Annotated in this window: 13 protein-coding genes; 7 read left to right on the top strand and 6 right to left on the bottom strand. The window is 75.7% G+C overall.

Annotation, left to right across the window (positions count from 1 at the left end; all coding sequences use genetic code 11):
• Positions 1–14: 14 nt before the first annotated feature.
• A complete protein-coding gene (locus MT994_RS02820; protein ID WP_163185503.1) occupies positions 15–932 on the bottom strand; it encodes a LysR family transcriptional regulator in 918 nt (305 codons plus the stop codon).
• Positions 933–1148: 216 nt separating this feature from the next.
• On the opposite strand from MT994_RS02820, the gene MT994_RS02815 reads away from it, so the two are divergent.
• A complete protein-coding gene (locus MT994_RS02815; RefSeq protein WP_354805025.1) occupies positions 1149–1517 on the top strand; it encodes a hypothetical protein in 369 nt (122 codons plus the stop codon).
• Positions 1518–1533: 16 nt separating this feature from the next.
• On the opposite strand, the gene MT994_RS02810 is transcribed toward MT994_RS02815, so the two are convergent.
• Together MT994_RS02810 and MT994_RS02805 are read right to left on the bottom strand one after the other, a co-directional pair.
• Positions 1534–2433, bottom strand: a complete 900-nt coding sequence (locus MT994_RS02810) for an endonuclease/exonuclease/phosphatase family protein (RefSeq protein WP_228485159.1) — start codon at positions 2431–2433, stop codon at positions 1534–1536.
• A gap of 95 nt (positions 2434–2528) precedes the next feature.
• Positions 2529–3713, bottom strand: a complete 1185-nt coding sequence (locus MT994_RS02805; RefSeq protein ID WP_354805024.1) for a pyridoxal phosphate-dependent aminotransferase — start codon at positions 3711–3713, stop codon at positions 2529–2531.
• A 123-nt stretch (positions 3714–3836) separates the two neighbouring features.
• Between MT994_RS02805 and MT994_RS02800 the strand changes: the two genes are divergently transcribed.
• From MT994_RS02800 to MT994_RS02785, 4 genes are all read left to right on the top strand, one after another.
• Positions 3837–4469 (top strand): hypothetical protein, encoded by a 633-nt coding sequence (locus MT994_RS02800; protein WP_354805022.1) that lies wholly within the window; start codon positions 3837–3839, stop codon positions 4467–4469.
• A 64-nt stretch (positions 4470–4533) separates the two neighbouring features.
• Positions 4534–5142: a DUF1992 domain-containing protein gene (locus tag MT994_RS02795; protein WP_233139924.1), complete on the top strand. Its 609-nt coding sequence runs from the start codon at positions 4534–4536 to the stop codon at positions 5140–5142.
• A 95-nt stretch (positions 5143–5237) separates the two neighbouring features.
• The gene (locus tag MT994_RS02790) at positions 5238–6386 is read left to right on the top strand and encodes an alpha/beta hydrolase (protein WP_354805020.1); all 1149 of its coding nucleotides are present in this window, start codon (positions 5238–5240) and stop codon (positions 6384–6386) included.
• 164 nt (positions 6387–6550) lie between these two features.
• Entirely contained in the window at positions 6551–7159 is a 609-nt protein-coding gene (locus tag MT994_RS02785) for a VanZ family protein (protein WP_354805018.1), read from the top strand.
• Here the strand turns inward: MT994_RS02785 and MT994_RS02780 are convergent.
• Positions 7142–7666, bottom strand: coding sequence for a low molecular weight protein-tyrosine-phosphatase (locus MT994_RS02780; protein ID WP_232322663.1), 525 nt, complete (start codon positions 7664–7666; stop codon positions 7142–7144). The genes MT994_RS02785 and MT994_RS02780 overlap by 18 nt on opposite strands.
• 86 nt (positions 7667–7752) lie before the next feature.
• Here MT994_RS02780 and MT994_RS02775 point away from each other — a divergent pair, with 86 nt between their 5' ends.
• Positions 7753–8661, top strand: coding sequence for an SDR family oxidoreductase (locus MT994_RS02775; protein WP_205688577.1), 909 nt, complete (start codon positions 7753–7755; stop codon positions 8659–8661).
• 404 nt (positions 8662–9065) lie between these two features.
• Here the strand turns inward: MT994_RS02775 and MT994_RS02770 are convergent, their stop codons facing one another.
• Complete coding sequence (locus tag MT994_RS02770) at positions 9066–10568, bottom strand: MFS transporter (protein WP_354805016.1); 1503 nt, start codon at positions 10566–10568, stop codon at positions 9066–9068.
• A gap of 128 nt (positions 10569–10696) precedes the next feature.
• On the opposite strand from MT994_RS02770, the gene MT994_RS02765 reads away from it, so the two are divergent.
• A complete protein-coding gene (locus MT994_RS02765; RefSeq protein WP_228485156.1) occupies positions 10697–11170 on the top strand; it encodes a helix-turn-helix domain-containing protein in 474 nt (157 codons plus the stop codon).
• An 82-nt stretch (positions 11171–11252) separates the two neighbouring features.
• Here the strand turns inward: MT994_RS02765 and MT994_RS02760 are convergent, their stop codons facing one another.
• Positions 11253–12137: a sugar phosphate isomerase/epimerase gene (locus MT994_RS02760; protein WP_354805097.1), complete on the bottom strand. Its 885-nt coding sequence runs from the start codon at positions 12135–12137 to the stop codon at positions 11253–11255.
• Positions 12138–12252: the final 115 nt, after the last annotated feature.

The following is a 12252-nucleotide window of genomic DNA, read 5'->3' as shown; positions in this document are numbered from 1 at the left end:
ACGACGCCCCGGAGTCAGGCGAACGCGATGCCGCCCGCGGCGGCGACCATCTCGTCGAGCACGGCGGAGACCACGGGGCGGGGCTCGTGCCGGGTCGCGCGGTGGCGCGCGACGAGGCGGCGCGAGCCGAGGCCGGGCAGCCCGACGACCGTGACGCCGTCGGGCACCTCGTCCGACGCGCCGCCCTCCACGGCGAGCGCCGGGAGCATCGCGACACCGAGACCGGCGGCGACGAGCGAGAGCGCGACGTCGAAGTCGTAGTAGTTGTGCCGCGTGCGCAGGGTCCCGCCGAGCCCGCGGGCCAGCCGCCGGAGCGCTCGGGCGGCGGCGGTGCCCGGCTCCGGTCCCAGCCAGACGGCGTCGCGCACGTCGTCGAGGCGCGTGGGCGTCGGCATGCCCGCGGGGACGACGAGCCGCCACGGCTCGTCGAGCAGGACGATCTCGCGCGTGCCGCGCGGGGCGGGGGAGTCGGCCTCGTAGTCGCGCTCGAGGAGCACGACGTCGAGCTCGCCCGCGCGCAGCAGCCGCAGCGCCTCGGTGGGCTCGCGCTCCTGCACGTCGAGCTCGATCCCCGGCGCGGTCTCGGCGAGCCTCCCGGCGACGGGCGCGACGACGGCGCGGATCGCCGTCTGGAAGGAGCCGACGGCGACGCGCCCGCTCACCTCGTCGCCGAGCGCGGCCAGCGCCTTGCGGGCCTCGACGAGCTCGGTCTCGATGCGCTCAGCGGTCTCGGCGAGCACGCGACCGGCCGGGGTGAGGGTCACGCCGCGCGGTCCGCGGTCGAGCACGACGACCCCCTCCTCGGCCTCGAGCCGCTGGATCTGCTGGGAGACCGCGGACGGGGTGACGTGCAGGAGATCCGCTGCCGCGAGGATGCCTCCGCCCCGGTGCACGGCAAGGAGGAAACCAAGTCTGCGTGGGTCCGTCGCCATGTAGAGATGCTAAACGCCCGGTGCAGAATCCTTCGATTGTGCTGAACCTCGGAAGGCCTCACACTTGTCGTGGCGCCGGTCGGTTACCTCCTCCTCCTTACGGGTCGGCGCCCGAGCTTCGCACCACCCGCGCCACCAGCCATCGGCCCGGAGCGCACAGCCACCGCAGCGTCGCGGTACCCCCCTCCACCCCTTCTTCGTCACCGGAGTACCGCTGTGCCCGTCACCCTCGACGCGATCGTCATGTTCCTCGGCTGGATCGGTGCCGCCGCCGGCGTCGTCGCCTACGCGATGGTCAGCCGTGGCCGCTGGGCGCCGTCGTCCGCCCCGTTCCAGCTCACCAACCTCACCGCCGCAGGCCTCATGGGCATGGTCGCCGCCGCGAACGGCGTGTGGCCGTCCGTCGCCGCGAACCTCGTGTGGGTCCTCATCGGCGCCCAGGCGATCGTCGTCATCGTCCGGGCGCGCCGTGCGCGCCGCCGCGCGCTCGACGAGGCCGCCGGGATCACGGCGGCCGCCTCCGCACCGGCCGCCGTGCGCGCCGACGGCGACCCCGCACCCCAGGAGGTCGGGCTCGCCGCCTGACGACCCCCGGCCCCGCTCAGCGCGAGGCGCCCGGCGCGGGCTCGAGGACGACGTCCACGACGACCGCGCGGTGGTCGGACAGCCCCGTGTCGACGGCCGTGGCGGGCCCGAGGGCCCGGACCGTCGGGCCGCCGGGCAGGCCGTCGGCCAGCACGTGGTCGATCTGCCGCACGGGCCGGTCCACGGGGTGCGTGAGCACGTCGGCGAGCGACGTGAACCCGGTGATCTCCGCGGGCTCGGGCGCGCGCAGGTTGAGGTCGCCCAGCAGCACGAGCGGGCGGGGGAGCGGCGCGCAGGCCCCCGTGAAGGACCGGAGCTGGTCCGCGGTGAACTCGGGGCGCGACGTCGTGTGCGCCGTCACGACGGTGAGCGGCCCCCACGGCGTGCGGACGGCGGCGGCGAGCGCGGCGCGCGGCTCGTCGGGCACCACCCGGAACGGCAGCAGGCGGGCGGCCCCCGTCGCGGCACCCGGCCGTCGCCGTCGGACGCGCGACCGCCACGGCATCCGGTCGAGCTCGAGGCGCGCCCACCGCTCGACGGGGAACCTGCTGACGAGCCCGATCCCGTACGACGCGACGCCGGGGACGCGCCGCACGCCCGACCCCGGCCGGCCCGCGCGCACCCACGCGCCGGAGACGCCGCGCAGCGTGGGGGACAGGTGCCGGTGCTCGGCGCGCAGCGCCTCCGCCGCGACGGCCACGAGGTCGGCGCGGTGCGAGCGGGGCGAGTCGCGCTCGACCTCCTGGAGCGCGAGCACGTCGGCGTCGAGGTACGCGACGGCGCGCGCGAACCGCTCGACGTCGACCGTCCCGTCGAGCGCGGCACCGTGCAGCGTGTTGAAGGTCGCGAGGCGCAGGGCGCCCTCCGGTCGCGGGGGCAGCGGTCCATCGGTCAGGTCACGGGAGTCGTGGGGCACCGGACGATCCTCGCGCGGGCCGCGGACCGTCGCGACCAGGGCGGGTCCCCCGCCCGGCACCGGGGACGCCGCAGGGGTGGCGCGCCCCGGGCCCGTCAGAGGGTGCGGCGCCAGGCGGCGATCCGCTCGACCGCCTCGGCGACCGTGCTCGGCGCCGCGGCGAACGACAGCCGGACCCAGTCCCCGCCCCGGACGCCGTCGAAGTCCGTGCCGGGGGTGAGCGCGACGCCCGCCTCGGCGAGCAGGCGCGCGCACCACGTCACGGAGTCCAGGCCGTCCCCGGACACGTCGGCGTAGACGTAGAACGCGCCGTCGGCGGGCGCGACGCGCGACCACCCGAGGTCGTCGAGCCGGGACAGCACGAGCTCGCGCGACGCCGCGTACCGCGCGACGTTCTCGGCCGCGGCGGCGTACCCCTCGGGGGAGAACGCGGCGACGCCCGCGTGCTGCGCGAGCGCGGGCGGCGACAGCGCGACGTTCCCGGCGAGCGCGTCGACCGGCCCGACGAGCTCGTCCGGCAGCACGAGCCACCCGAGGCGCCACCCGGTCATCGCCCAGTACTTCGAGAACGAGTTGACGACGACCGCGCCGTCGGGCACGTACCGCGCCGCCGTGGGCAGCGCCGCGGCCGGACCGTCCGCGCCGTCGCCGTAGACGATGCCGTGGTAGATCTCGTCGCTGACGAGCCGCACGTCGTGGTCGGTGCACCACGCCGCGACGGCGTCGAGCTCGGCGGGCAGGATCATCGTCCCCGTCGGGTTCGCGGGGCTCGCGACGACGAGCCCGTCGAGACCGCCGTCGTAGTACGCCTCCATGAGCTGCGACACCGTCGGCTGGTAGCGCGTCTCCGGGCCGCAGTCGAGCTCGACGACCTCGCAGCCCAGCGCGCGCAGGATGTTCTTGTACGCGGGGTAGCCGGGGCGGGCGAGCGCGACGCGGTCGCCGACGTCGAACGCCGCGAGGAACGCGAGGAGGAACCCGCCGGACGACCCGGTGGTCACCGCGACCCGCGCCGGGTCGATCTCGACGCCGTACCAGCGGTCGTAGTGCTCGGCGATCGCGCGCCGCAGCGCGGGGACCCCGAGAGACTCGGTGTACCCGAGGTCGCCGTGCTCGAGCAGCTCGATCGCCCGGCGCCGCACGACGTCCGACGCCCCGGTCGACGGCTCGCCCGCGCAGAGGTTGAGCACGGACGCGCCGGCGTCGCGCAGCCGGTTCGCCTCGGCGAGGACCTCCATCACCGCGAACGGCGGCACGTGGGAGCGGCGTGAGACCTTCATCGACCCGGGCATGAGCCCATCATGCCCGGGTCATCCGTTCGGCGGACGCCGGTCCGGCTCCGCGCCGGGTGGTCGGTCGTCCGGGCGACGCGCCGCACCCCGCGCCCGCGGTCGGATGGTGCCATGACGACCGACGACGCCTGGCGCGACGGCCCCGACGACCGGGAGGACGACGACCACGGCGACCACGGCGACCGACGCGACGGCGCCGCGACCTTCCGCCCCGTGCGCGGGTGGGCCGTGCTGTGGCGGAGCGCGTTCGGGCTCCGGCACGGCGGCCACGAGTACGTCGTGGCCGTGGACTTCCTCGACTGGGACGAGCGCATCCGGCTGTACCGGGACGGCCGGCTCGTCGACGAGCAGCGCTCGCGCGCCCGGTTCGACCTCGGGGGCGCGACGCTCGAGGCGAGGATGAGCACCTACGGGATGCGGTACGTGCGCGTCGTGGACGCGGTCGGCACCCTGCACGACGTCCCGCCGCTGCCCGGGACCGCCGAGGCGTTGCGCGACCGCATGGACCGCGAGCGCCCGACGGCGAGCCGCGCCGTGGGCGTGACGGCGTGGGTCGTGCTCGCGGTCGCGCTCGTGACGCAGGTGCCGCAGCTTCTCGAGGTGGCGTCGCAGTTCACCGGGTGGACGCCGCCGTTCGTGCCCGACCTCCCGGGCCCGGTGAACACGGTCCTCACGGTGGGCGGCGTGCTGGCCGCCCTCGACCGGGCCCTGCGCCGTCGGTACCACCCGCTCCTCGACGGCTGAGCTCTCCGCTCGTCCGGCCGGACCGGGGCTGCCTACGCTGGGCGGAGACGACGAGGAGGTGCTCGTGTTCCGACGACGTTCCCGCACCCCGGACGACGACCCGGTCCGGCGGGCCGCGCAGTACCGGGTCGAGCGGGAGGCCGCGCGCGAGGCCGCGGAGCGGGAGGCGCCCGACGACGACCCCGCGCGCCGGGAGCCGGTGGGCGCGGCGGGCGAGGCAGGCGCGCGCGGCGCGGCCGAGGCGCGCGAGGACGACCTCCCGGCTGGGGGTCCACGCCGTGTACGACCCGAGGACCGTGCGATGTACGTCGACACGGTGATCGACCAGGCGGTCCGGCGCGGCGAGTTCGACGACCTCCCGCTCGCGGGCAAGCCGATCCCCGGGCTCACGGGCACGCACGACCCGGACTGGTGGCTCAAGGCGGTGATCGAGCGCGAGCAGCTCACCGGGCTCGGGCCGCCGGCGATGCTCCTCAAGACCGAGGACCGCGAGCTCGACGACCGCCTCGACCGCGAGCTCGACGAGCAGGCCGTGCGCGAGATCCTCGCGGACTTCAACGCGCGCGTCGTCGACGCCCGTCGTCAGCTGCTCGGCGGGCCGCCTGTCGTGACTCCGACGCGCGACGTCGAGCACGAGGTCGCGCGCTGGCGCGCCCGTCGCACCGCCCGCTGACCACCGGAACCGGCTCGACCGGACCCGACCCCGCCCGACCGGTTCGCGACCCGCCGGGCGGGCGGCCGTCGTCGGGCCCGCCTAGGGTCGGCGGCATGGCGGACTGGCAGCCCGACGTCCTGGGCGACGACTACGAGCAGCTCACGCTGCCGCTCGCGCCCGACGAGGAGGGCGACGTCGTCGCGACGCTCGTGCGGCGTCGGCGCCCGGGGCCCGACCCGTACCTCGACGTGCTGTACGTGCACGGCTGGTCCGACTACTTCTTCCAGACCGAGCTCGCCGACTTCTGGGAGGCGCACGGCGCGCGGTTCCACGCGCTCGACCTGCGCAAGTACGGCCGCAGCCTGCGGCCCGGCCAGACGCCCGGGTTCGTCGCCGACCTCGCGACGTACGACGAGGACATCGAGGCCGCGCTCGTCGCGATGGGCCACCGGGGCGACGGGCGGTCCCCGCGCGAGGTCGTGCTCATGGGCCACTCGACGGGCGGCCTCACGCTGAGCCTGTGGCTCGCGCGCCACCCCGGGCGCGCGGCGGCGCTCGTCCTCAACAGCCCGTGGCTGGAGTTCCAGACGCGCGAGGTCGGCCGACTCCTGCTCGAGCCCGTGATCGGCGCGCGCGCCCGGCTCACGCCCACGCGTCCGCTGCCCAACGTCGACCTCGGCTTCTACACGCGCTCCGTGAGCAAGGAGTTCGACGGCGAGTGGTCGTACGACCTCACGTGGCGTCCCCAGCACGGCTTCCGGACGACGCCCGCGTGGCTGTCCGCCGTCTTCCACGGCCAGCAGACGGTCGCGCGCGGCCTCGGGATCGGCGCCCCGGTGCTCGTCCTGCTCTCGGCCCGGAGCACGCTGCTGCCCCGCTGGTCGCCCGAGATGATGCGCACGGACACCGCGATCGACGTCGACGGCGTCGCGCAGCGCTCGGTCCAGCTCGGCGACCTCGTCACGGTCGCGCGCCTCGACGGCGCCCTGCACGACGTCGTCCTCTCCTCCCGGCCCGTGCGCGCGCTCGCGTACGGACGCATCGCGCAGTGGGTCGGGGCGTACCTGCCGCGGCCCGCGCCCGTCACGCCGCCCGTGCCCGACGCCGTCGCCCCCTCTCCCCGCGGCGCGCCGCGCGCGACGGGCGGCGTGGGCCGCGCGCTCGGCCGGCTCGGCGCCACGGTGCGTCACGCGGGACGGTCCGTCGCGCGGTCCGTGGGCACCGCCGTCGGGACGCTGCGCGGGCGGACCCGCCGCCGGTGACGCTCGACGACACCCGATGACACCTCGGGCGGCGCGCCCCGGTCCACCCGCAGGGGGAGGGCGCCGCGGCCGGGGTCGCACCGTCGGGGGATCTCCCGGGTGGCGGGGCACCGCTACCGTCGGCGACGTCGTGCGTGGCGTCGTCAGCTGAAGGAGCGGTTCGAGTGTTTCGCGAGGTCCCCGTCCTCCCCGTCGTCGTCCCGCTGGGGGCGGTGGTCCTCGGGCTGTTGCTGTGGCGCCTGCACCGGTCCGGTCGTCTCACGCTGCCGCGGGCCGCCGTCGCGCTCGCGCTCGCCGTCTACGGGGCCGGGGTCGTGGCGAACACGGTGTTCCCGATCTTCCTCGACAAGCCGGCGAGCAGCGCCGCGTGGGACGCCCACCTGGTCCTCGTGCCCCTCGTGGACTACGAGGTCGCCGACGCGGTGATGAACGTCCTCGTGTTCGTCCCGCTGGGCATGCTCCTGCCGCTCCTCCTGGCGCGGCCGTCGTGGTGGCGCGTCGTGCTCACGGCGGCGGCCTTCAGCCTCGCGATCGAGGTCACCCAGTACGTCACCTCGCACCTGCTGGGTGGCGGTCACGTCGCGGACGCCAGCGACCTGCTCTTCAACGTCGTGGGCGGCGCGCTCGGCCTCGGGCTGTTCACCGTGCTGTGCCGCGTCCCCGCGCTCGACGCGTTCTTCGACCGCTTCCGCTGGACCACTCCGCCGCGGCCGCGCGGGTCGCGCGCCGGCGGGACGGACGCCCGTCGCGCGCGCTCAGCCGTCGAGCTCTGAGCGCACGAGGTCCACGATCCCGTCGGCCGCGGCCTCGACCTCGGCGAGGCAGTCCTCGAAGTCCTGCTGCCCGCCGTACCAGGGATCGGCGATGTCGAGCACGTGCTCGGACCCGCCCGGCTCGACGCGCGGCGCCGCCGGGTCGAACGAGCGGTACAGGCGCACCGGCGCCGACGCGTCGAGGCGCCGCAGCGCCCGCGCGTGCTGGGCGGTCATCGCGAGCACGAGGTCGCGCGCGCCGAGGTCGCCCGCGCGCACCTGACGCGCCCGGTGCGTCCCGTCGACGACGTACCCGTGCTCCGCCAGGACGGCCCGGGCGCGGCGGTCGATCGGGTTCCCCCGCTCCTCGTCGCTGATCCCGGTCGAGTCCACCACGACGCGGTCGCCGAGACCGGCCGCCTCGAAGCGGTCGCGCAGCACCACCTCGGCCATGGGGGAGCGGCAGATGTTGCCGGTGCAGACGGTCATGACGCGGTAGGGCCCGGGGCGGGTCTCGGCACTGGACATGGCCCCATTCTGCGCGAGGAGGGCGTTCCCCTCCCGTCCGGGCCGGTCGTCGGGCGGCCCGTGACCAGGGCGCCTACCGTGAGGAGATGATGATCGGGGCGGGGTCGGGACGGGTCGCCGTGACGGGCGCGAGCGGTCTCCTGGGGTCGAAGCTCGCGTTCCGGCTCGCCGCCGAGGGCGCGCCGCAACGCCTCGTGGTGCGCGACGCCGCCCGCGCGCCCAGCCTGGGCGACGACCCGCTGCCGGAGTCGGACGTCGCCGTCGTCGCCGGGTACACGGACACGCGCGGCATGGTCGAGGCGTTCACCGGCGTGGACACGGTCCTGCTCGTGTCCGCGCGCGAGGACGTCGACCGCGTCGCGCAGCACCGCGCGGCCGTGGACGCGGCCGTCGCGGCGGGCGTCCACCGCATCGTCTACGTGTCGTTCGTGGGCGCCGCCCCCGACGCCGTGTTCACGTTCGCGCGCGACCACTGGCGCACCGAGGAGTACATCCGCGCGACGGGCGTGCGGCACACGTTCCTGCGCGACAACCTCTACCACCGCGGGCTCGCGCTCATGGTGGGCGACGACGGCGTGATCCGCGGCCCCGCGGGCGACGGGCGCGTCGCGTCGGTCTCGCACGACGACATCGCCGACGTCGCGACCGTCGTGCTGCTCGACGCCGACGCGCACCGTCACGACGGCGTCACCTACGACGTCACGGGCCCCGAGGCGCTCACGCTCGCCGAGGTCGCGGCCGAGCTGTCGTCGGCCACGGGCCGCGACATCACGTACCACCCGGAGACCGTCGACGAGGCGTACGCGTCGCGCGACCGGTACGGGGCGCCGCGGTTCGAGGTGGACGGCTGGGTGTCGTCGTACACGGCGATCGCCGCGGGCGAGCTCGCGCACGTGAGCGACACGGTCCCGCGGCTCGTCGAGCGGCCCGCGCAGTCGTTCGCCGCGTGGCTCGACGACTACCCCGAGGAGTGGGCGCACCTGCGCCCCGCCTGACCCCCGTCGAGCGCGCGACGACGGCCTGCGCGTCGCCTGGTCGCCCCTCGCAGGACCGACCGGGCGACCCGGCGGGCCGTTCCCCGGCGGTTCCACGCCGTGGGCGAAAACCCCTGGCGTGGCCGCGGGAGGCGGACGTACCGTCGTCGTACACGCGAAAGGAGGTGGTCCTGGAAGTGAAGATTCTTCGGACTCGTGAGGTGGTTGCGCGCTAGTCGTCGCGCAACCGATCCAGCAACGGACCGGATGCGGTGAGCCCGTGAACCGGGCGGGGTCTCCCGTGGGGAGCCCCCGGCGGCGAGCGAGTACCACGCAACCACCGGAGCCCGCGGGTGTCGTGCCCTCGTCCAGCACGACAGGAGAAACCTGCAGCCCGCGGGCTTCTTGGTGCCCGCACCGTGCACTCACCGGATGGCGGGAGCGGCAGTCGCGGTGTCGGCGGCGTCGGGAGCGGCCGGCCCGACGGCGGCCCGGCGGCGCGGCGCCCCCATCGCCACGGCCGCGAGGGCGAACGCCGCGACGGGGACCCACAGCGCGGTGTGGAAGGCGGCGAGGCCCGCGTCCGGACCCGTCGCGTCCCCGAGGGCGAGGACGCTGACCGCCGTCGCAGCCGAGATGCCGATCGCCGCACCGAGCTGGAACGACGTGTTGAGCACCCCGCCCGCGACGCCCTGCTCGGCGTCGGTCACGCCCGTCGTCGCGGCGATCGCGATCGGCCCGTAGACCAGCGCGAACGCCACCCCGACGAGTGCCAGCGACGGCACCATGACGGCGTACGCCCAGTCGAGCCCCGACCCGAGGAACCACGCCGCGGCGAGCGTGCCGGCGACCAGGCCCCCGACGATGACGCGCGGCACCCCGAACCGCTCCACGAGGCGCGGCGTGAGGACGGGGGCGAGCACGACGTCGATCGCCATGAGGAGCATCGCGAGCCCGGTCTGGAGCGGCGTCCACCCGCGGAGCTCCTGGAGGTAGAGCGTGAGGAGCACCTGGAAGCCGTAGAACCCGCCTGCGAAGAGCACGGCCGTGACGTTCGCCCGGACGAGCTCCACCGACCGGAAGAGCCGCAGCGGCAGCAGCGGGTGCGGGGCACGGCGCTGCCGGACGACGAACCCCGCCAGCAGCGCCGCGCCGCCTCCGAGCGCGGCGACCGTCCACGCGAGCCCGTCGCCCGGGTGCTCGAGGCGCACGATGCCGACGGCGAGCAGGACCATGGCGGTCGTCGCGAGGACGGCACCGAGGACGTCGAGCGCACCGCGGACGCGCGTCGTCGTGTCGCGCGGGACCGTGACCAGGGCGAGCGCGAGCAGCACGACGGCGACGAGCACCGGGGCGAAGAAGACCCACCGCCAGTGGACGGCCGCCAGCAGACCGCCGACGACGAGCCCGAGCGAGAAGCCCGCCGCCCCCGCGGCCCCGTAGACGACGAGCGCGCGGTTGCGGCGCGGTCCCTCGGCGAACGACGTCGTGATGAGCGACATCCCGGCGGGCGTGAGGAAGCCGGCCGCCACGCCCGTGACGAAGCGCGACAGGAGGAGCATCCAGCCGTCGGTCGCGAACCCGCCGAGCCCGGAGAACACGAGGAAGACGAGCAGCCAGACGACGAACATGCGGCGTCGGCCGTAGAGGTCGGCCGCGCGTCCGCCGAGGAGCATGAACCCGCCGTACCCGACGACGTAGGCGGTCACGACCCCGCCGAGCTCGCCGGTCGCGAGGCCGAGGTCGGCGCGGATGCCCGGGAGCGCGACGGAGAGCATCGCGATGTCGCTGCCCTCGAGGAAGATCGCCCCGCACAGCACGAGGAGGAGACCCCAGTCCCGGAGGCTGAACCGCGCGGCCTCCCGCGCGGCCTCGCGGCCGGCCTCCCGGCTGCTCGCACCGCTGCGGCTCGTCGTCCCGTCGCCCATGGACGTCCCCTGTCGTCGTGAGCACCCTTCGGCACCCGGTTACCTCTTGATACCGAACCCATCGTGGGTCAGGATCAGGAGGCATGGAAGACGGCACATCACGCCCACCTGGTATCACCGCGGATACCGTGGCGGCGCGCCCTCGACCGGCAGGCGCGGCCGACGACGCCGCGACGGAGGAGGCGTGCGACCCGCGACCGCCGTCGCGCTGGGAGAGCGACGCCGACGTCTGGCAGTGGGACGCGCGCGAGGACTGCGAGGTGCGGCAGATCCTCGACCGCATCGCCGACAAGTGGTCGCTGCTCGCCATCGCGCTGCTCGACCGCCGCGTCATGCGCTTCACCGAGCTGAAGCGCGAGATCGACGGGATCAGCCAGCGGATGCTGTCGCGCACGCTGCGCCAGCTCGAGCGCGACGGCATCGTCGAGCGCACGGTCTACCCGACCGTCCCGCCACGCGTCGACTACGCCCTCACCGAGATGGGGCGCTCGCTCCACGCGACGACCAAGGCGCTCGTCGTCTGGACCGAGGCGCACCAGGAACGCATCGCGGCGGCCCGCAGCGCCTACGACGAGCGCGAGGCGGAGCTCCGGGACCTGTGACCCGCCCCGAGACGCCACCCCACCCCTGGGCGCAGGAGACAGTCGCGTCCGGCAGGTCCCGGCGCGCGACTGTCTCCCGCACTCACGGGGTGGTGAGGTGGGGCTCCACGAGCTCGACGTAGCGGCGCGCGAGCGTGGCGACGACGTCGGCACCGGGAGCGGCCCAGACGTCGGCGTGGAAGATCTCGACCTCCACGTCGCCCGCGTACCCGGCGGCCGCGACGGACCGCGTGAAGGCCGCGAAGTCGACGTGGCCGTCGCCCATCATGCCGCGGCCCAGCAGCGTGTCCGCGGGCAGGGGCGTGATCCAGTCGCACACCTGGTAGCTGACGATCCGCCCCGCCGCACCGGCGCGCGCCACCTGCTCGTGGACCTTCGGCTCCCACCACAGGTGGTACGTGTCGACGACGACGCCCACCTCCGCGGGCGCGAACGGCTCGGCCAGGTCGAGCGCCTGCTCGAGCGTCGACACGACGCCGCGGTCGGCGGCGAAGATCGGGTTCATGGGCTCGATCCCCAGCGTCACGCCCGTGTCGCGCGCGGCCGGGACGAGGGCCGCGATCGCGTCCGCCGCCCGGGCGCGCGCCCCGACGAGGTCCCGGTCGCCCGCGGGCAGGCCACCGGGCACAAGGACGAGCGTGCGCGCCCCGAGCGCGGCCGCCTCCGCGATCGCGGCGAGGTTGCTCGCGTGGGCGGCGGCGCGCGCGTCGGGGTCGCTCGCGGTGAAGAACCCGCCGCGGCACACGGACGAGACGCGCAGCCCGGCGTCGCGCACCCACCGCACGGCAGTGTCGAGCCCGACGTCGGCGACGGGCTCGCGCCACACCCCGATCGCCGGGAGCCCCGCGGCGACGCAGCCGTCGATCGCCTCGCGCAGCGACCAGCCCGCCGTCGTGCGCTGGTTGAGCGAGAGCCGCGCGAGCCGCGGGTCGCCGACCGACGGCGTCGCCACACGAGCCGGCACCATCGACGGCACGTCTACGCTCCCCCGGCCCCCGCCGAGCAGGTGGTCCTGGTCCGTCCCACCGCCCGGACGAGCCGGGACGGCCTGCTCGCCTGACAGGATCGACCTGCTCGAACCC

It is taken from the genome of Cellulosimicrobium sp. MI9406 (genome assembly GCF_040595865.1).
GTDB classification, from domain to species: Bacteria; Actinomycetota; Actinomycetes; order Actinomycetales; family Cellulomonadaceae; genus Cellulosimicrobium; species Cellulosimicrobium funkei.
The sequence above is the reverse complement of the archived record's forward strand: the minus strand, read 5'-3'. Positions and strand labels throughout refer to the sequence as shown.